This window comes from Photobacterium indicum (genome assembly GCF_003026215.1).
GTDB lineage: Bacteria > Pseudomonadota > Gammaproteobacteria > Enterobacterales > Vibrionaceae > Photobacterium > Photobacterium indicum.
The window spans coordinates 39,339-55,375 of record NZ_PYOC01000019.1 but is presented as its reverse complement, the minus strand read 5'-3'; the positions used below and the strand labels follow the sequence as shown (position 1 = coordinate 55,375).

20 protein-coding genes and 1 other RNA gene are annotated in these 16,037 nt (G+C 42.2%); 11 read left to right on the top strand and 10 right to left on the bottom strand.

Translation table 11 applies throughout. The annotated features are described in order from the left end of the window. The first annotated feature begins 119 nt into the window (after positions 1 to 119). Positions 120 to 1,016 carry a LysR family transcriptional regulator ArgP gene (locus tag C9J47_RS26000; RefSeq protein WP_107256851.1) on the top strand — a complete coding sequence of 299 codons (897 nt, stop codon included), beginning with the start codon at positions 120 to 122 and terminating at the stop codon, positions 1,014 to 1,016. A 184-nt stretch (positions 1,017 to 1,200) separates the two neighbouring features. Further along, complete coding sequence (locus C9J47_RS25995; protein WP_107256849.1) at positions 1,201 to 1,902, top strand: oxidative stress defense protein; 702 nt, start codon at positions 1,201 to 1,203, stop codon at positions 1,900 to 1,902. Between the two features lie 163 nt (positions 1,903 to 2,065). On the opposite strand, the gene serA is transcribed toward C9J47_RS25995, so the two are convergent. The 5 genes from serA to zapA form a co-directional block, all read right to left on the bottom strand. Next, positions 2,066 to 3,295, bottom strand: a complete 1,230-nt coding sequence (serA, locus tag C9J47_RS25990; protein WP_107256847.1) for a phosphoglycerate dehydrogenase — start codon at positions 3,293 to 3,295, stop codon at positions 2,066 to 2,068. A gap of 261 nt (positions 3,296 to 3,556) precedes the next feature. After that, entirely contained in the window at positions 3,557 to 4,216 is a 660-nt protein-coding gene (gene rpiA, locus C9J47_RS25985) for a ribose-5-phosphate isomerase RpiA (RefSeq protein WP_107256845.1), read from the bottom strand. Positions 4,217 to 4,488: 272 nt separating this feature from the next. Then, entirely contained in the window at positions 4,489 to 5,094 is a 606-nt protein-coding gene (locus C9J47_RS25980) for a 5-formyltetrahydrofolate cyclo-ligase (protein WP_107256843.1), read from the bottom strand. A gap of 90 nt (positions 5,095 to 5,184) precedes the next feature. Further along, a non-coding RNA gene (gene ssrS, locus C9J47_RS25975) (6S RNA) lies at positions 5,185 to 5,366 on the bottom strand. Between the two features lie 7 nt (positions 5,367 to 5,373). Next, a complete protein-coding gene (gene zapA / locus C9J47_RS25970) occupies positions 5,374 to 5,676 on the bottom strand; it encodes a cell division protein ZapA (protein ID WP_107256841.1) in 303 nt (100 codons plus the stop codon). Positions 5,677 to 5,952: 276 nt separating this feature from the next. On the opposite strand from zapA, the gene C9J47_RS25965 reads away from it, so the two are divergent. The 4 genes from C9J47_RS25965 to gcvH all read left to right on the top strand — a co-directional run bounded on the left by C9J47_RS25965 (position 5,953) and on the right by gcvH (position 9,797). Beyond that, entirely contained in the window at positions 5,953 to 6,621 is a 669-nt protein-coding gene (locus C9J47_RS25965; protein ID WP_107256838.1) for a YecA/YgfB family protein, read from the top strand. Positions 6,622 to 6,706: 85 nt separating this feature from the next. Then, on the top strand, positions 6,707 to 7,909 hold the full coding sequence (gene ubiH / locus C9J47_RS25960) for a 2-octaprenyl-6-methoxyphenyl hydroxylase (RefSeq protein WP_107256835.1): 1,203 nt from the start codon (positions 6,707 to 6,709) through the stop codon (positions 7,907 to 7,909). Positions 7,910 to 7,911: 2 nt separating this feature from the next. Beyond that, complete coding sequence (locus C9J47_RS25955) at positions 7,912 to 9,120, top strand: FAD-dependent 2-octaprenylphenol hydroxylase (protein WP_211321793.1); 1,209 nt, start codon at positions 7,912 to 7,914, stop codon at positions 9,118 to 9,120. Positions 9,121 to 9,404: 284 nt separating this feature from the next. Then, on the top strand, positions 9,405 to 9,797 hold the full coding sequence (gene gcvH / locus C9J47_RS25950; RefSeq protein ID WP_006232550.1) for a glycine cleavage system protein GcvH: 393 nt from the start codon (positions 9,405 to 9,407) through the stop codon (positions 9,795 to 9,797). A gap of 116 nt (positions 9,798 to 9,913) precedes the next feature. On the opposite strand, the gene C9J47_RS25945 is transcribed toward gcvH, so the two are convergent. Beyond that, entirely contained in the window at positions 9,914 to 10,117 is a 204-nt protein-coding gene (locus C9J47_RS25945) for a DUF1107 domain-containing protein (RefSeq protein ID WP_107256832.1), read from the bottom strand. A gap of 479 nt (positions 10,118 to 10,596) precedes the next feature. Between C9J47_RS25945 and C9J47_RS25940 the strand changes: the two genes are divergently transcribed. From C9J47_RS25940 to nqrM, 3 genes are read left to right on the top strand one after another with little or no spacing between them, the layout of a single operon-like run. Beyond that, positions 10,597 to 10,974 carry a DUF134 domain-containing protein gene (locus C9J47_RS25940; protein ID WP_107256830.1) on the top strand — a complete coding sequence of 126 codons (378 nt, stop codon included), beginning with the start codon at positions 10,597 to 10,599 and terminating at the stop codon, positions 10,972 to 10,974. Position 10,975: 1 nt separating this feature from the next. After that, the gene (locus C9J47_RS25935) at positions 10,976 to 11,452 is read left to right on the top strand and encodes a NifB/NifX family molybdenum-iron cluster-binding protein (RefSeq protein ID WP_107256828.1); all 477 of its coding nucleotides are present in this window, start codon (positions 10,976 to 10,978) and stop codon (positions 11,450 to 11,452) included. After that, positions 11,449 to 11,643: a (Na+)-NQR maturation NqrM gene (nqrM, locus tag C9J47_RS25930; RefSeq protein WP_107256826.1), complete on the top strand. Its 195-nt coding sequence runs from the start codon at positions 11,449 to 11,451 to the stop codon at positions 11,641 to 11,643. Before C9J47_RS25935 ends, nqrM begins: the two co-directional genes overlap by 4 nt. Positions 11,644 to 11,794: 151 nt before the next feature. Here the strand turns inward: nqrM and C9J47_RS25925 are convergent, their stop codons facing one another. The 4 genes from C9J47_RS25925 to ygfZ all read right to left on the bottom strand — a co-directional run bounded on the left by C9J47_RS25925 (position 11,795) and on the right by ygfZ (position 15,006). Then, complete coding sequence (locus C9J47_RS25925) at positions 11,795 to 12,754, bottom strand: LysR substrate-binding domain-containing protein (RefSeq protein WP_107256824.1); 960 nt, start codon at positions 12,752 to 12,754, stop codon at positions 11,795 to 11,797. Between the two features lie 144 nt (positions 12,755 to 12,898). Beyond that, positions 12,899 to 13,318, bottom strand: a complete 420-nt coding sequence (locus C9J47_RS25920; protein WP_107256822.1) for a hypothetical protein — start codon at positions 13,316 to 13,318, stop codon at positions 12,899 to 12,901. Between the two features lie 235 nt (positions 13,319 to 13,553). Next, the gene (locus C9J47_RS25915; protein ID WP_006232557.1) at positions 13,554 to 14,015 is read right to left on the bottom strand and encodes an aminoacyl-tRNA deacylase; all 462 of its coding nucleotides are present in this window, start codon (positions 14,013 to 14,015) and stop codon (positions 13,554 to 13,556) included. A 1-nt stretch (position 14,016) separates the two neighbouring features. Next, the gene (ygfZ, locus tag C9J47_RS25910) at positions 14,017 to 15,006 is read right to left on the bottom strand and encodes a tRNA-modifying protein YgfZ (RefSeq protein WP_107256820.1); all 990 of its coding nucleotides are present in this window, start codon (positions 15,004 to 15,006) and stop codon (positions 14,017 to 14,019) included. Positions 15,007 to 15,360: 354 nt separating this feature from the next. Between ygfZ and C9J47_RS25905 the strand changes: the two genes are divergently transcribed. Together C9J47_RS25905 and C9J47_RS25900 are read left to right on the top strand one after the other, a co-directional pair. After that, a complete protein-coding gene (locus C9J47_RS25905) occupies positions 15,361 to 15,621 on the top strand; it encodes an FAD assembly factor SdhE (RefSeq protein WP_107256818.1) in 261 nt (86 codons plus the stop codon). After that, on the top strand, positions 15,590 to 16,009 hold the full coding sequence (locus C9J47_RS25900; RefSeq protein WP_107256816.1) for a protein YgfX: 420 nt from the start codon (positions 15,590 to 15,592) through the stop codon (positions 16,007 to 16,009). The genes C9J47_RS25905 and C9J47_RS25900 overlap by 32 nt, the downstream gene beginning before the upstream one ends. The last annotated feature ends 28 nt before the right edge of the window (positions 16,010 to 16,037 follow it).

Sequence of the window (16,037 nt, the reverse complement as noted above, 5' to 3'; positions counted from 1 at the left end):
TGGTGAAAGTTTACTCTCTGGCTTTATGTTAAGTACAACTAATAAAACTTATGGATTATTAGAGTTTCTAATGTAATAGTTTTGATGTTGAGTCATGATATTAAAAAGGAGCGATGGCTATGCGAGGAGTCGATTATCGTTGGGTAGCAGCGTTGGATGCTGTGATCGCCCAGCGTGGCTTTGAACGAGCAGCAGAGAAGTTATGTATTACCCAATCGGCAGTGTCTCAGCGGATTAAGCAACTTGAGAAGCTGATGGCACAACCTCTGTTAGTCAGAGAGCAACCACCCAGACCGACGGCGGCAGGGCAGAAGCTATTGGGTTTATATCGCCGAGTAAGGTTATTAGAGCAAGAAGTCCTGCCAGAAATCACACCAGATGATATTAGCCAACCACTATCGGTTGCATTGGCGACAAATGCCGATAGTTTGGCAACATGGTTGTTACCAGCATTAAGCCCACTATTAAAATCGCGCTTTATCGAACTGAACTTATTGGTCGAAGATGAAGCTCGTACCTTAGATAAGTTGCGTAGTGGGGAAGTTGTTGGGGCGATCAGTATGGAGGCAGGGGTAATACCAGGATGTGTGGCTGATTATCTTGGACGAATGAATTACTTATGTGTCGCAAGTCCAGATTTTCAGCAAAAATATTTTTCGAATGGGGTTACCCAGACTAACTTAGTATCAGCCCCTGGGGTTGTGTTTGATCATCATGATGATATGCATGAAGTGTTTGTGCAGCAATATTTTAATTTACCTATCGGTAGCGTGATGAAACACACAGTAAGATCCTCTGAAGCATTTGTGCGGATCGCCACGGAAGGGATCGCATATTGCTTGATCCCAGAAGTGCAGATCCAGAGAGAGCTTGATCGCGGAGATCTCGTTAATGTTACACCTGAGCTTTCTTTGGTGCGTAACTTGTATTGGCATCATTGGGCATTAGAAAGCGGTGTGTTAACCGAATTATCAGAACGTTTAATTCAGTATGCTCGACAGGTTTTACCGCAATAGTGACATATTTATTTTGAGGTATGGTTGGCTACTTAGCTCTATTTTTAAGCGATTGTATTGACACTAATTTACAAATAAAACAACGTGCATAAAAATAGGAACTGCCGGGATTTTTTTAGTTATCTTGTTGTCGAATACATAAGAACAAATAATTGAAACGTAAATTAATCAATAGGAAATCAGAATGAAGAAGCATTTACTGGCAGTTGTTTTAGGCACGAGTTCATTCATTTCTGCAGGCGCGATGGCTGCTGATGTCAGTTTTCCACACCTTGAAACAACAGGTGTCGGTGAAGTGATTGCTCAACCTGATATAGCTGTGTTTTCTGTTGAAGTAACAGAAATACGTCCAACCGCCAAAGAAGCCAAACAAGCGGTAGATAAAGCGGTAACAGCATTTAATGAGCGCTTAAAGAAAGCGGGTGTAGAACGTAGTGATATTGAAAGTGCTAACATTCGCCTTAACCCACAATATCATTACCCGAAAGATCAAAAGCCTGAATTAACGGGTTACCGTGCTAGCCGCAATGTAACCGTGACAGTGAAAAAATTAGAAAATCTTAATACTTATCTAGACGGTGCATTAGGTGATGGTATTAATGGGATCAATAATATTCAGCTTAAAGTGAGTAATGAAGCAGAGTTTGCTGAACAAGCACGCCTTGCGGCAATTAAAGATGCGCAAGCGAAAGCGAAATCCTTGGCTGCGGGCTTTGGTGAAAAAATTGATGGGGTATGGAAGATTAACTACCAGCCATCAATGGTACGCCCTGTGATGATGCGTGCAATGGCGATGGATTCTGGAGCGAATACTGAAGCGTCTTATCAAGATTCTCAGATCACCATTCGAGATCGTGTTGAAGTGGTCTTTAGGCTAGAAGAGTAATATATAATACTAACCTAAATAAGTACCTGTTCATTCTTGCGCAAATTTATGACTATTTACTTATCCAGATTGGTATAAATAAAAAGGAGAACTCGACGTTCTCCTTTTTAGTGTCTGATTATCCTGAAATTAGAATATCAGCAGATATCTATTTACTCAGAACTTAGTGCAAAATACGTGCACGAATAGTCCCTTCGATCGCTTTTAACTTTTCTAGTGCTTCTTCTGCTCGTTCAATTTCAACATCAATAACCACATAACCAACCTCAGCACCAGTTTGTAGGTATTGAGCAGCAATGTTGATTCCTTCAGATGCAAAAATAGTCGTTATTTGGTTCAAAATACCCGGACGGTTTTCGTGAATATGTAACAAACGAGAACAATCACGGTGCTCAGGTAATGATACTTCAGGGAAGCCAACAGCAGACAAGGTAGAACCATTATCTGAGTACTTCACAATCTTACCTGCAACTTCAACACCGATATTTTCTTGTGCCTCTTGAGTTGAACCACCAATGTGCGGTGTAAGCAGAACATTATCGAATTGGGCTAGTGGCGAATAAAATGGATCGCTGTTGGTCTTTGGTTCGGTCGGGAATACATCAATAGCGGCGCCAGCGAGGTGTTTACTTTCTAGTGCACCACATAAAGCATCAATATCAACAACCGTACCACGGGCTGCGTTAATGAAAATTGAACCTGGCTTCATACGTGCAAACTCTTCTGCGCCCATCATATCTTGTGTATCAGGTGTTTCAGGTACATGTAAGCTGATTACATCACACTTATTCAGTAGTTCAGACATGGTACTAATTTGGGTTGCATTACCCAGTGATAGCTTATTTTCAATATCGTAGTAGTACACTCGCATACCAAGGTTTTCAGCCAAAATACCCAGCTGAGTACCAATATGACCATAACCCACGATACCTAGACGCTTACCACGTGCTTCGAAAGAATTATCTGCTGATTTCAGCCATTCACCACGGTGTGCTTTGGCATTTTTTTCTGGAATACCACGAACAAGTAGAAGTATTTCACCAAGTACTAACTCAGCAACACTTCGTGTATTAGAAAATGGGGCATTAAAGACAGGGATACCATGCTTGCTGGCAGCAGTCAGGTCAACTTGGTTTGTACCAATACAGAAACAACCAACAGCAGTAAGTTTTTTGGCAGCGTTAAAGACTTCTTCAGTAAGCTGAGTACGGGAACGAATACCAACGAAATGTGCATCTTTGATCGCTTCAAGCAGCTCTTCACCTGCAAGTGAGCCTTTATGGTACTCAATATTGGTATAACCGGCTTGCTGTAAAACCTCTAAACTAGAAGGGTGTAAACCTTCTAATAAAAGAACTTTAATCTTTTCTTTATCCAGTGAAACTTTAGCCATTGGTTCTCTTCCTTAAAAACATGAGTAAGGGATCAAAGCGTACTGATTAAGTGAAAGGGAATTGTGGCCTATAGCGGTTGCGGATATCCCTTTCCTGCACACCAGTAGCTTGAGCTTACACTCAAAAAAGTGCTACATACTGTTTATTAAAGTATCAAAAAATGAGCAATAAGGGTAAGAATATTACGAAATAGATAATAAAAAACGGCATATATTATGCCGTTTTGTAAGGAAATAACGTTAGTGCTGAGTTACGCGCAATTATTTTTCAAATTTTCTTACACCTTCAGGTGCACCAACCAATAGAACGTCAGCGCCACGGGCAGCAAATAGACCCACAGTTACAACGCCAGGCAGGGCATTGATTTTCTTTTCCATGTCTTTTGCATCAGTGATCGCCATGTTGTGCACATCAATGATGATATTACCGTTATCAGTAACCACACCTTCACGGTATTCAGGATCACCGCCAAGCTTAACAAGTTCGCGACCAATGAAAGAACGAGCCATTGGAATGACTTCAACTGGTAATGGGAACTGACCTAAAACATCGACTTGTTTAGTGTCATCAACAATACAAATGAACTTATCAGAAATGGCTGCTACGATTTTTTCACGCGTTAAAGCGGCACCGCCACCTTTGATCATGTCGTATTCAGCGTTGATTTCATCAGCGCCATCGACATAGATATCTAACCCAGCAACTTCGTTTGCATCAAATACAGTAATGCCCAGCTTTTCTAGACGTTCAGTAGACGCAACAGAACTTGAAACAGCACCTTTGATTTCTTCTTTACGTGTTTCTAGTGCATCGATGAAGTGATTAACAGTTGAGCCTGTACCCACACCCACAATGCTACCTTTAGTCACGTATTCCAGTGCAGCCCAGCCAGCAGCTTTCTTCATTTCATCTTGTGTCATGCCTTTCTCCTAGTAATACCAAACTGAACAGTTATCTGATCCAATCAGAGCGCTGATTATAGCGAAGAGTATATGGCTCGTCAGGAGATTTTTTTGACTGAGATCTTTGTTTTTAAAAACAAAAAGCATAAATCTATGAATAACAAATGTTTAGCGGTTCAGTTGTGGCACATAAAAAGCCAAACGTTTGCGTTGTGTAAGCTTTTTACTCTGAGAGAAGGGCAGCTAATTCTTGTTTGTGATGATTTTTCCGACAGATTTGGAGGAAACGGTTACCAATTAAAATGGCCCGATGGCGTAATGATGTCAGGTAAGGGGACATCCCATGCTTCATGAGGCAGGCTATTTACCTGTTGGCAATTGTGTGCCAAGCCAATAGGGCGAGGTCCCGTTTTGTGGTTATGCCAAGAAGAAAGTGTACGATCATAATATCCTCCGCCCATGCCTAGTCGTTGACCTGTTTTATCGAATGCGACCAAAGGGGTAAAAATAATATTAAGTTCAGGAACTGGCTTTACAAGGCGGACATCGAGCACGGGTTCTTTAATCTGGTATTTATTCGTCGTCATGTGAGTTTGAGCGGTGTAATGCAAAAACAATAAATGCCCTTGGCTGAAAGGGTGGAGTACCGGTAAGTAGACGGATTTTTCTTGTTGCCATAACCACTGTATTAACGGGAGCGTATCTATTTCGCCGTCGTTAGCAAGATATAAAGCGATGTGTTGTGCTGAAGATATATAAGACAATTGTTTGAATTGCGACAAAAGCTGTTGGCTTGCTGTGTGCTGCTCATCTTTGGATAATGCACGGCGAGCTTGCCGAATGTGCTGGCGTATCTGCTGCCGAGGTGATGCTGGTTGCTGAACAGGTGAACTCATGGGTCATCCAATGACTGAGGTTGTTCGATGCTAGAGGGTAAAATCAGATAAGAGTAAAGACACTCAGATCGTTGCTCATAGTAAAAGGCGGTATGCCCCAAGGTGCCGTTGCGCATCTAGGCCCTTGAACCAGATGTTCAAGGTGGTTCAGCAACATTAGCCGCAGGCTTCTCAGTCTAGCTGAGCTTGCACAATAGCTAATAAAAGCTGATCCGGGTTATTTGCTTATCGGCTCGGGGACGTTGACACACTGACGTACACCCTAGGGTCAATTCATTATCAACGCTTTGGTTGATTTTGCAAAGCTTTATCTAAAGTTTCTGCTAATAGGTTGATTCTATTTGAAAAATTAGAAGCGTTGCCTTTCTGTTCTTTTCTTTCTGAATGCATTTCATTGCACACATTCAATCCAGCAAACATTAAAAGTTGCTCGGTATTTGTCACTTTAGTGCGCTCAGACATATCTTTTAGACGTTGGTCAAAATCTGCTGCTGCTTCACGCAATGCATCTTCCTGACCTGCTGGACAGTTAACCTTTAACTTTCGGCCCAAAACTTCAATTTCAACTGCCTGAGTACTCATAAAATTCTAATCTGCTCCGTGCCAAAATGCTGTAACGTCAACATTTTGCTTGCGATAGGTGGTCAATATAAAAAAAGCCCTTTCAACATGCAAGCTTGTTAATCACGCTTTATGATGAATATAGGTCAACTATTCAGATATTAACCAGTCTGCTGCAAACTAATACAACAACAAACATGGTCGATGGTTTACATAAAGGGTATTAGCCTGTTTTAAGGCTAAGTGGTAGCATACCATAATATAGATGACGCCAATGAACATAAGGTAAAAAGCCGCATGAACGAAGTGAAGTTACCCACCTTTGAAGCGATTGAAAGTGAATTAAAAACACACGGTTTTTCTGTGTCACCATCAGAACTTCATGGTTTGCTGACGGGAATGATTTCTGGCGGTCTGAACGTAGAAGACGATAACTGGTTAGGCCCTGTTGCTGATTATGCTAATGAAGGCAAGCCCTTGCTTGATGGCGCTAAAGGCGTTGTACGTACTGTATTTGATGCAGCGACCGCTGAACTGAGCGGTATGGCACACACGGTCTTTACCTCGACTGCATCTGAATTAACGAACAACATCTTTAGCTTCACTTTGCTGATCCCTGATGAGAACACTGATCTGGTTGATCGCGCTGAAGCCCTAACAGAATGGGTTAGCAGTTTTATTTCTGGTTTAGGTTTAATGGGGTTAGATAAAACGCAGTTCTCAGCTGAAGTGAATGAAGTACTGGCAGAGTTACAAGAAATTGCTTTGCTGGGCATTGATGAAGATGAAGACTTAGCCGAGCAAGCCGAATTTTTCGAGCAAGTACTTGAACATGTACCTATGTGTGTTTTGACCTGTTTAGTTGAGTTAGGTGAACGCCCAAGTTCTGTTGAACTGCCAACGGTTGCTGGTACACCTGAAGATATCGCTCAAAAAGAACAAGATGACAAACCGACAGTACATTAATAGCTAGCTTCATAAATAACTAGGTTCATAAATAGTGAAGATTCATCAATAGCGAAGAGCCATAGCGTGAATTAAGGGAGTGAATGTGAAGCAGTATGATGTAGTGATTGCTGGTGGGGCAATGGCGGGGGCGACACTTGCTATTGCACTGAACAAGCTTAGTAGCGAACGAGACGTTAAACGTCAATTACGTGTTGCTGTAGTTGAAGCTGTTACACCGAATATAGACCAACACCCAGGTTATGATGCGCGTAGTATTGCAGTGTCATTTGGCTCGAGCCGCTTACTGAGTAAAATTGGTATTTGGTCTACGCTATCATCGGTTGCTACGCCTATCGCTCACATTCATGTTTCTGATCGTGGTCATGCCGGTATTGTACGGCTCGATGCAGAAGAACAAGCAGTTGATGCGCTAGGCTATGTCATTGAACTAGCTGATGCTGGAGGGTTGTTTCACCAGCAGCTAAAGGATTTAGATAATGTAGCACTATATTGCCCTGATTCGATTGTTGATATTTCTCGTACTCAGCAAAATGTGACGCTTTGTCTTGATTCTGGCGAGCAGATCCAAACGAAATTATTAGTGACTGCTGATGGTGCACTCTCGAGTTGCTGTGATCTCTTAGGGATTGGGCGACGTGAGCATGACTTTGAGCAAGTCGCGATTATTGCCAACATTACCACAGCACAAGCACACCAAGGGCGTGCTTTTGAGCGTTTTACGCCCTATGGCCCAGTGGCGTTATTGCCAATGTCGGAAGGGCGGAGCTCATTGGTATGGTGTATTAAGCCCGAATATCAATCAACGGTGATGAGCTGGGATGACGCTCACTTTTTAGCAGAATTACAAAGTACGTTTGGTTGGCGTTTGGGTGAACTCGTTAAAACAGGTAAGCGTGCTGCATACCCGTTATTACTTCGCCAGTCTGAAGTGTTAACGTCTCACCGTGTGGCTGTGGTGGGTAATGCCGCACAGACATTACATCCGATTGCAGGGCAAGGCTTTAATTTAGGCTTGCGTGATGTCATGACATTAGCCGAAGAGGTGGTTAATAGTTTTGAGCAAGACGAAGATGTTGGTGAGGCGGCGGTGTTGAGCCGTTATCGACAACGTCGAATACCTGATCGCCAAGCAACTGTATTGATGACGGCAGGGTTAGTGAGTGTATTTGCGAATGATAGTTTTCCTCTTGTTGCTGGTCGAAACACGGGGCTTATGGCTATGAATCTTTTTGATACGTTAAAAGCACCGCTGTTAAGGCGTGCAATGGGACAGGTAGAACGATAATCATGATGCAGAGTGTTGATGTTGCCATTATTGGTGGCGGTATGGTGGGTTTAACTCTGGCAGCTGCATTAGCTGAAACGGAATTGCGTGTTGCTGTTATTGAAGGACAACTACCTGATCCTGAATTGGCTTTATTGCCGGATGTACGTGTGTCAGCCTTAAGCCGCGCGAGTGAACGTATTTTACGTAGAGTAGGCGCTTGGCAAGGTATAGAGTCTCGTCGATTCAGCCCGTACAACCGAATGGAAGTATGGGAGCAAGATAGCTTTGCCAAGATTCAATTCGATGCCGAAAGGTTATCACAGCCTGATTTAGGCCATATCGTTGAAAACCGCGTTATTCAACTTGCGTTGCTCGATCGTATCAAACAGCTTAATAATGTGACCTTAATGGCCCCAGAACGATGTCAAAATATTGCTTTTGGTGAAAGCGAAGCATGGTTAACGATGGAGTCGGGTAAGAGCTTAACGGCAAAATTAGTGGTGGGGGCTGATGGTGCTAACTCATGGGTGCGTCGTCAGTTAGATATTCCACTAACACATTGGGATTATGGGCACAGTGCTATTGTTGCCAATATTCGTTGTGCTGAAGCTCATGATAAAACTGCTCGTCAGGTTTTTCGTCCACAAGGACCGCTAGCTTTCTTGCCGCTGGCTGAAAGCGATTTGTGTTCTATCGTATGGTCGGTAGCACCAGAAGAAGCAGAACAGTTGTGTGGGTTGTCTGATAGTGAATTTAATAAATCACTGACAGCGGCATTCGATAACCGTTTAGGTTTATGTAAGGTTGAAGGGGTGCGTCAAGCATTTCCATTAAAGATGCGGTATGCCCGTGACTTTGTACGTGAACGTGTTGCATTAGTCGGCGATGCCGCTCATACGATCCATCCCTTAGCGGGTCAGGGAGTCAACCTCGGCTTGTTAGATGCTGCGAGCTTGGCGCAAGAACTAAAAGTGTTATGGCAGAAAGAACAAGATATTGGTCAGAAGAGTAATCTTCGCCATTATGAACGCTGGCGTAAAGCAGAAGCAGCGAAGATGATCACCACAATGCAGGGCTTCCGTGATTTATTCGACGGCAGTCATCCGGCTAAGAAATTAGTGCGTGACTTAGGCATGTTATTTGCCGATAAAGCGCCGGGTATCAAAGATGAATTTATGCGCCGTGCTTTAGGGTTATCGGGTGAATTACCGGATCTTGCTAAACACTAAATATTACTGTTTTTCGACATACAGACTTGATGTGATTATAAAAAGACTACTTCAATAGAGGTGGTCTTTTTTGTTTTTGATAATTTAAAACATAAAGTGATCACAAAATTGTTTTTTTCTCCTACAGTAAATACAAGAAATCAATGTCGTGTGCGCTAGCGCTAATACGGTAACCTGCATTTCATGCAAGCTATCTGATTTGGCATTGTTTTATGTGTTTTCATCATCTGCTTCAATCGAACCTTATACGAGTATAAGCAGCCATTTCATAAGGAAGTTACACCATGAGTTATGTTCCCTCTGAATTGAGATTCTCTAACACCCACGAATGGGTGCGTTCTGAAGGTGACGGTATCTATACTGTCGGTATTACTGACCACGCGCAGGCACTGTTAGGTGATATGGTTTTTATTGATGTTCCAGACGTTGATTCTGATACCGAAGTGGGTGAAGACTGTGCTGTTGCCGAATCGGTGAAAGCAGCATCTGATATTTATGCTCCGCTTACTGGAGTCGTGGTTGCTGTGAATGAAGAACTGAGTGATTCCCCAGAATTGGTAAACAGTGATCCATATGGTGATGGCTGGTTATTTCAAATTAAAGCGGAAGATGACGGCGAATTTGATGATTTGCTTGATCCTGAAGGTTATCAAAGCCTCATCGATGAGACTGAATAGTTGAGTCGATAAGAGCCATAATGATTCTGCGCTAAAAAGTAAAAAAGCCCACCAAAGTAGCTTATGACTCATAAGTACTCGGTGGGCTTTTTAGAATAAGATAATGAACAGTGTCATTAATAAATTTCTTTTAAGCGTTTGATCTCGAAATTAACCTCGTTCACGGTTTTATAATGTCGCTCTTGGGCTTTTACTGGCACAAGTAACATTCCTTTGTCGAACTGATAGCCTCCTCGGCCATCAATATATATTCTTCCACTAAATAAACGGCTTACATGCTTAGCGATAAGCTTAGGCAGGTAGCGTTTGAACATGCGCATATAAAATTCAACCTTGAATTCGTTTTTCAACGGTGCGTATTATAAAACTATTTGCATGACAAAGATGTGACTTTATCAGCATAATAATAATGTTAAATTAAATTGAGCAGACCATCATTAGTCACCAATATTTGCTTTTAGCATAATATGCTGATGGTTGCTTCTGGATATAGCTTGTTAGATTTAATTTAATGACGCTCTAATTGGGTGTTTAGGTGTTTTTAGTAGCTGTTTTATATGGTTTTATGCGTTTTTTGCTGCATATTATGATACCAGCTTGATTCGCTATACCTCTTCAGTATGTCTCTTATTATGTGATTCCGCAGTCACCTCGTCATGGTTCACAGCATTTTCTTCTGAAACTCAATTTTCAAATAATCGCTATTATTTTTTGTATTTAGCTGTGTTGGATCAATACATAATTTCTGGCATACGCCAATAATGAATGTCGGTATATTTCAAATCAAAGTGAGGGGCTTATGGGTAGACCCAAGATCCAGCGAAAAATTAATTGCCGCCCAGCATATTCATGCTTTAAGCCTAACGGCATTCCAATGACTGAACTGAGCTCAATAGTTTTGGCTGATGATGAGTTGGAGGCACTGCGTTTGGTTGATATGAATGGGATGCAGCAATTGGCGGCAGCTCACGAGTTAGGGGTATCTCGCCAGACGTTGGGTAGTATTGTGTCTCGTGCTCGTCAAAAAGTGGCACAAGCTTTAGTGACGGGGCAAGCGCTTGATTTGCAAAGTACGCATTTACCTCACACGCAACGTCAGGCAAAAAAAGTTTTGTCATCATCTATCACTCAGCCTAAAAACGTAGCAATCGTTGAGACTGAAACAGAGGAACACTGATATGTGTATCGCAATAGCAATCACTCTTCGCTCTCAAGTTGCAGGGCACTTTGGTAAAGCCGCTGCCTTTATGGTTTATGACTTGCAAGGACAATTTATAGAGCGCATTGAAAATACAGGCAGTAAAGAGTTAGGTTGTAAGCATAAGAAAGTTATTCAACGTCAACTGAGTGAATTAGGCGTTAAAGAAATTGTGCTAGGCAATGTTGGTCAACGCTCTTTAGGTCGTTTACTGAATGCGGGCTTCAGTGTCACAAAAGTGCCTCAGCGTAGCTCTATTGATGCTGTTATGACGGGGAAAGTAGAAAAAGAAGCCCTGACAACAGCAGAACAAGGTCGGCCATGCAAGCGAGATAAAGGCGATTGTGGCTGCGGATGTGCTGGCAAGAAGAAGCCTGTACCGATAAAAATTGGCACCACGATGAATAGAAAATCAACAATCCAAGGTCTAACTAAGATAGGAGGGTTTACGTTATGACATTTGCATTAACGATGGCTGTTTTCTTGTTAGTGATTGCTGCGATGGCTATTGGCTGGGTAGTGAAAAAGAAAACGATCAGTGGAAGCTGTGGTGGTTTAGCAAACGTGGGTGTAGATAAAGAATGTGATTGTGATGAGCCTTGCGACACACATAAGCTTTATCAAATTCAAGAACCGAGTGTTAAATAGTAATTAGCATGTCTGCTTAAGTACATGTTGTTTCTTAAGCACATACAAGCAGAAGAGAGGCACTGTTGATATCGCCTCTCTGGCTGTTAAATTTATTCAATACAGAGCTTGTGCCAAGTTGCCCAATCTATATTGTATTTACCTCACCGCGTCATCTTGCTTCACTTTTCCCTCGCAGGGACGCGACGCGTTCAGTCACGGTTTCACTCACAATCTGGCGTAACCATTCCATTCTTTGATGGGTGCTATTTCGACGTAACCACAGCATGTTGATATGAAAATCAGGAATATCAACAGGGGGCTTGCACTGGGTTAGGTTGTCATTAAAAATATCAATTTTGGCCATTAATCGTGATACCACACACAATAGGTTACGATCTTTTAAAAGGTGTCTAATCGTCAGGAAATTACTCGATCCTAATGCGATATGACGTTTAAAGCCTTGTTCTTGTAATTGGTTATCAATAGGGCTTGCGAGCTTTCCATCAGGTGATACCAATGCTTGCGGTGTAATGATGTAGCGTGCCAAGCTGACAGGTATTGTTAAGCCAGTAGCCGATTGATCGAATAAGCACACATGATCTTCGGTGTATAAATATTGGCTTTCAAGTTCTTTGGGCAAATCAGTCATGGAGCCAATCACCACATCGAGGTTTTTATCGTTGAAGCTGTTGATGTAGTTATGCCTATCGACATTGCAAAAGCTGAGTTGGCATTTAGGTGCCTGTCGTGAAATGGCGTCAAACAGGGCTGGAGCAAACAGTAATTCAGCGTAGTCGGTTAAGCCGATACGAAACGTGCCTTGATAATGCTGCGAATCAAAGTCATCTGGTCGTAAAACCTGCGTCATTACAAGGTTTAGGATATTTTCAATGGTTGATGACAGTTCAATCGCACGTTGAGTCGCGATCATTTGATGCCCTTGGCGCTCAAACAGTGGGTCGTTCAGCAATAAACGAAGCCGAGATAAATTGTGACTCATTGCTGATTGACCAATCGATAACTTGGCGGCTGCTTTTGTCACGCTACGTGTTTCCATTAGTGCTGAAAAAGCAACAAGTAGGTTGAGATCGACGCCTCGCCAGTTAATATCTTTGCTTTTACTTTCCATTATTTACCCCACATAGCTCACTTCGTTAGTTGTTATACACTGCTGCAGAAGGCGGGGAAAGGGGGGTGACAAAGGAAAGGGAGTTGGGTAACCAAAATGCTGAGTTTTGGCTACGCCTTAGTATGTATTTATTCGTTCAATGATCTAATTTAATTCACCTTGTTGGCACTTTGGACATTGTTCACCACCGCTCATTTTCACAATATTTTGAGACCAGCAGTGTGGACAAGCATGGTTGTCTTTTTGAGGATTGAGCGAAAATTGGTTTGCACACTGTTGGCAGTTATGGCGATAGAGCTTTCCACTGAGCGCCAGTACCATTTGATGTAATGCTTTGGCATTATCATCTTCATTTTTCCCTGTCATTACAGCTTCAACAACCTGCTGATTAATACCATATAAAGCTGCCATACTTTGGCTAATAGAGTCAGTGCTAATTCGCTTACCATTAGGATCAATAACATAAGCTTGAGGCTGTATATTCGTGACATGATAGTCACAGTGATTGCATGAGATCGCGTGGTGGGAATGTGATGAAGCTATCTGTGTTTGGGCGTGTGGCATTGTAAAAATCTCTATCAATAAACAATATTTATTGAAAAGCTATTCTACATTGATGAAAAACTATGCAAAAGCAGTTAACTAAAATTTTTTAAATACGCCACAGATTTTATGTAACGACATGTATATTTTAGGCAAACTAAGCCCATAAAATAAAACGACTCAATGAGTCGCTTTTATTCGGGCGTTTTAATGATGAATGTTAATTCTTGATAGTAGTTATATGTTTATTCCAGCATTAGCGACAAATGTCGGCAAACATAGGATCGCAAAGCAGTAAAAGGTCGTCGGTTTCCAGCTCAATGCCAGCCATCCGATCCCCACTGCTAATATTGACTCTTTCATGCGCTTTGATGGAATGATCAAAGATCAGCGGCAATGGTTGCTTTAATCCGACAGGGGCAACCGTACCAATGACTAATCCGGTGATCTTTTCTACATCGGCTGCGTCTGCGCAGGTCATACGACGGCAGCCAAACATAGCGCGTACTTTAGTGGGATCGACTTGTGCAGGCCCAGGTACACACGCTAAAACATGAAAGCCACTCATATCGCGTAGCAAGATCGATTTCACCATTTGTTCAGGTGCAACGCCTCGCTCTTTGGCTGCTTCTTCTATTGTTTTTGCAGGTTTTGAATGCGGGAGTAGACGGTAATCGACCCCCTCATTATCCAGAAAATGTATAACAGAGGTTTGCATCTTATTTATCGTCTAACGAGTAAGGTAAATCAAGTTGTGTCCAGATAGCTTCCGGCTGGTCAGCAAGACGGAATTGCGTAGCTTCGTCAAGATCGTTCGGTAATACAACCAAGGCAATAGCTTGATCATCGGCATACAGATAGCTCGCTAATAAGGTGCCACCTTTACGCCAGTTATCACCCACGCTACGTTCTAATGCGTCACCAGTAAGGGGGCATTGTGTCGCTATACCAGTAACTATGTACATAGCACGCTTGTTGATACCACGGTACTTAGCACGTGCTACCGTTTCTTGACCAGTGTAACAGCCTTTTTTAAAGCTGATTCCATCTACTGCTTGTAGATTGACTGCTTGAGGAATGAATTCTAGTGCGGTAACTGCATCTACACGGGGAATGGCATACAGTACATCATAGAGATCCCACAATGTGCTATCAGATAGCTGCACGTTATTGTGTGTTTCTACAAGGGTATTGATAAGTTGAGCAACTTGCTCTGGGGCAATGGCGAATAACCAACGATCATCGTCAATTTTAATGGCGGTGCCTGCGGTAATGACACGTACATCACCGTCGCCCGGGAAGTGTTGATCAACAACAGCTTGTGCTTGTTCACCAGAAAAGCCCAGTAAAACATCACTGCTTGCTTCGATATCGACTTTTGAAAATACTGCGTACTTTTTCAATTCAGGTAATTGCGTTTCCATCACACTTTTACGTTGCAGAAACCCATAGCCTTCATTGTGATTAAATAAGCGAAAAATGGTGCGCATTTTACCTTTGGCATCACAATGAGCACCTAAGGTCGATGAGTTGACTGGCAGTGATACCACATCACAGGTTACTTGACCTTGTAGGTAAGATTTCTTGTCGTCACCAATTAGAGTGATTAATCCCCAATCATCGAGGTTGATGAGTGCCAATTCAGGCAGTTTATCTTGTGCTGTTAATGCGACTTTTTTGAAATTTAGTGCGTTAAACTCGATGCTCATTGGATATTCCATAGTTAACATTGTAACCACGGCTCAAAATACAATACTGCGATTGTTTAACAACCGCGTTATGTGAGCCATTACAAATAAATGGTAAGTTTGACCACCATGTTAAATTGCTTATTACCATTTGTCAGCTTTGCGAACCGATTATCGTGTTGCACTTATTGTTAGGCTTCAGTCTTGAGTAAAACAGCAGGCTATTATTGATCATATGTCTCATCTTCAGTGTTTGCTTGTTTTTGCGCATGGTAGAGGAAATAAGTGGCTGCTAATATTGGTGGCAAATTTTAGGGTAGTACAATATTGCTTTGCTACCGCTAGGAATATTCAGATTAGATAACGAGGTTGTATATGTTGAGTTCAGATGAAAGAGCACGCCTAAAATGGGCATGTCGACGTGGTATGCTTGAACTGGATGTAATCATCATGCCTTTTTTTGAAGAGTGCTTAGACGACTTACCCGATCAAGAACAGCGTGATTTCGTGTCGTTATTGACCTGCGATGATCCGGATTTGTTTACTTGGATGATGGGCCATGGTCGCAGTGAAAACCCTGCTCATGCCGCAATGGTCGATAAAATTGTTGCCCACAATAACAGCAAGCTTCGTTAATCTTCGTCTACACCCTTCGCAAAAAATCCTTGCTGCACTAAGTGCTTTATATCTTGGTGTAGCAATTGTTCTCTTCGTTCCACTTTTGACATCATGGCTACCGCTTATCATTGTTACATTTCTTTTGGAATGTTTATGGATTGAGTGGCTTGAACGCTACCAACATTATTATCGTCAGCAAGGGAACCTTAGTGTTACGGTTTCTGGTGCGGTTAATTGGCAACAGAAGAAGTGGCAAATTAATAAAATAAAAGTCGTTACCCGTTGGTTTATCTTATTTCGAATGCAACATGCACAAGAGGTAAGTTGGGTATGTGTTAGTCATGATGCCTGTAAGGATGAAGAGTACCGAGCATTGGCAATGCTGTGTTATATGGCGAGATTGTAGAGTGATGCAGGATTCATACGGGATACGT

What these genes read in the sequence shown, in the direction of transcription:
- C9J47_RS26000 (WP_107256851.1), top strand. Translation starts at nt 120, where the DNA reads ATGCGAGGAGTCGATTATCGTTGGGTAGCAGCGTTGGATGCTGTGATC.
- C9J47_RS25995 (WP_107256849.1), top strand. Translation starts at nt 1,201, where the DNA reads ATGAAGAAGCATTTACTGGCAGTTGTTTTAGGCACGAGTTCATTCATT.
- serA (WP_107256847.1), bottom strand. Translation starts at nt 3,295, where the DNA reads ATGGCTAAAGTTTCACTGGATAAAGAAAAGATTAAAGTTCTTTTATTA.
- rpiA (WP_107256845.1), bottom strand. Translation starts at nt 4,216, where the DNA reads ATGACACAAGATGAAATGAAGAAAGCTGCTGGCTGGGCTGCACTGGAA.
- C9J47_RS25980 (WP_107256843.1), bottom strand. Translation starts at nt 5,094, where the DNA reads ATGAGTTCACCTGTTCAGCAACCAGCATCACCTCGGCAGCAGATACGC.
- zapA (WP_107256841.1), bottom strand. Translation starts at nt 5,676, where the DNA reads ATGAGTACTCAGGCAGTTGAAATTGAAGTTTTGGGCCGAAAGTTAAAG.
- C9J47_RS25965 (WP_107256838.1), top strand. Translation starts at nt 5,953, where the DNA reads ATGAACGAAGTGAAGTTACCCACCTTTGAAGCGATTGAAAGTGAATTA.
- C9J47_RS25955 (WP_211321793.1), top strand. Translation starts at nt 7,912, where the DNA reads ATGATGCAGAGTGTTGATGTTGCCATTATTGGTGGCGGTATGGTGGGT.
- gcvH (WP_006232550.1), top strand. Translation starts at nt 9,405, where the DNA reads ATGAGTTATGTTCCCTCTGAATTGAGATTCTCTAACACCCACGAATGG.
- C9J47_RS25945 (WP_107256832.1), bottom strand. Translation starts at nt 10,117, where the DNA reads ATGCGCATGTTCAAACGCTACCTGCCTAAGCTTATCGCTAAGCATGTA.
- C9J47_RS25940 (WP_107256830.1), top strand. Translation starts at nt 10,597, where the DNA reads ATGGGTAGACCCAAGATCCAGCGAAAAATTAATTGCCGCCCAGCATAT.
- C9J47_RS25935 (WP_107256828.1), top strand. Translation starts at nt 10,976, where the DNA reads ATGTGTATCGCAATAGCAATCACTCTTCGCTCTCAAGTTGCAGGGCAC.
- nqrM (WP_107256826.1), top strand. Translation starts at nt 11,449, where the DNA reads ATGACATTTGCATTAACGATGGCTGTTTTCTTGTTAGTGATTGCTGCG.
- C9J47_RS25925 (WP_107256824.1), bottom strand. Translation starts at nt 12,754, where the DNA reads ATGGAAAGTAAAAGCAAAGATATTAACTGGCGAGGCGTCGATCTCAAC.
- C9J47_RS25920 (WP_107256822.1), bottom strand. Translation starts at nt 13,318, where the DNA reads ATGCCACACGCCCAAACACAGATAGCTTCATCACATTCCCACCACGCG.
- C9J47_RS25915 (WP_006232557.1), bottom strand. Translation starts at nt 14,015, where the DNA reads ATGCAAACCTCTGTTATACATTTTCTGGATAATGAGGGGGTCGATTAC.
- ygfZ (WP_107256820.1), bottom strand. Translation starts at nt 15,006, where the DNA reads ATGAGCATCGAGTTTAACGCACTAAATTTCAAAAAAGTCGCATTAACA.
- C9J47_RS25905 (WP_107256818.1), top strand. Translation starts at nt 15,361, where the DNA reads ATGTTGAGTTCAGATGAAAGAGCACGCCTAAAATGGGCATGTCGACGT.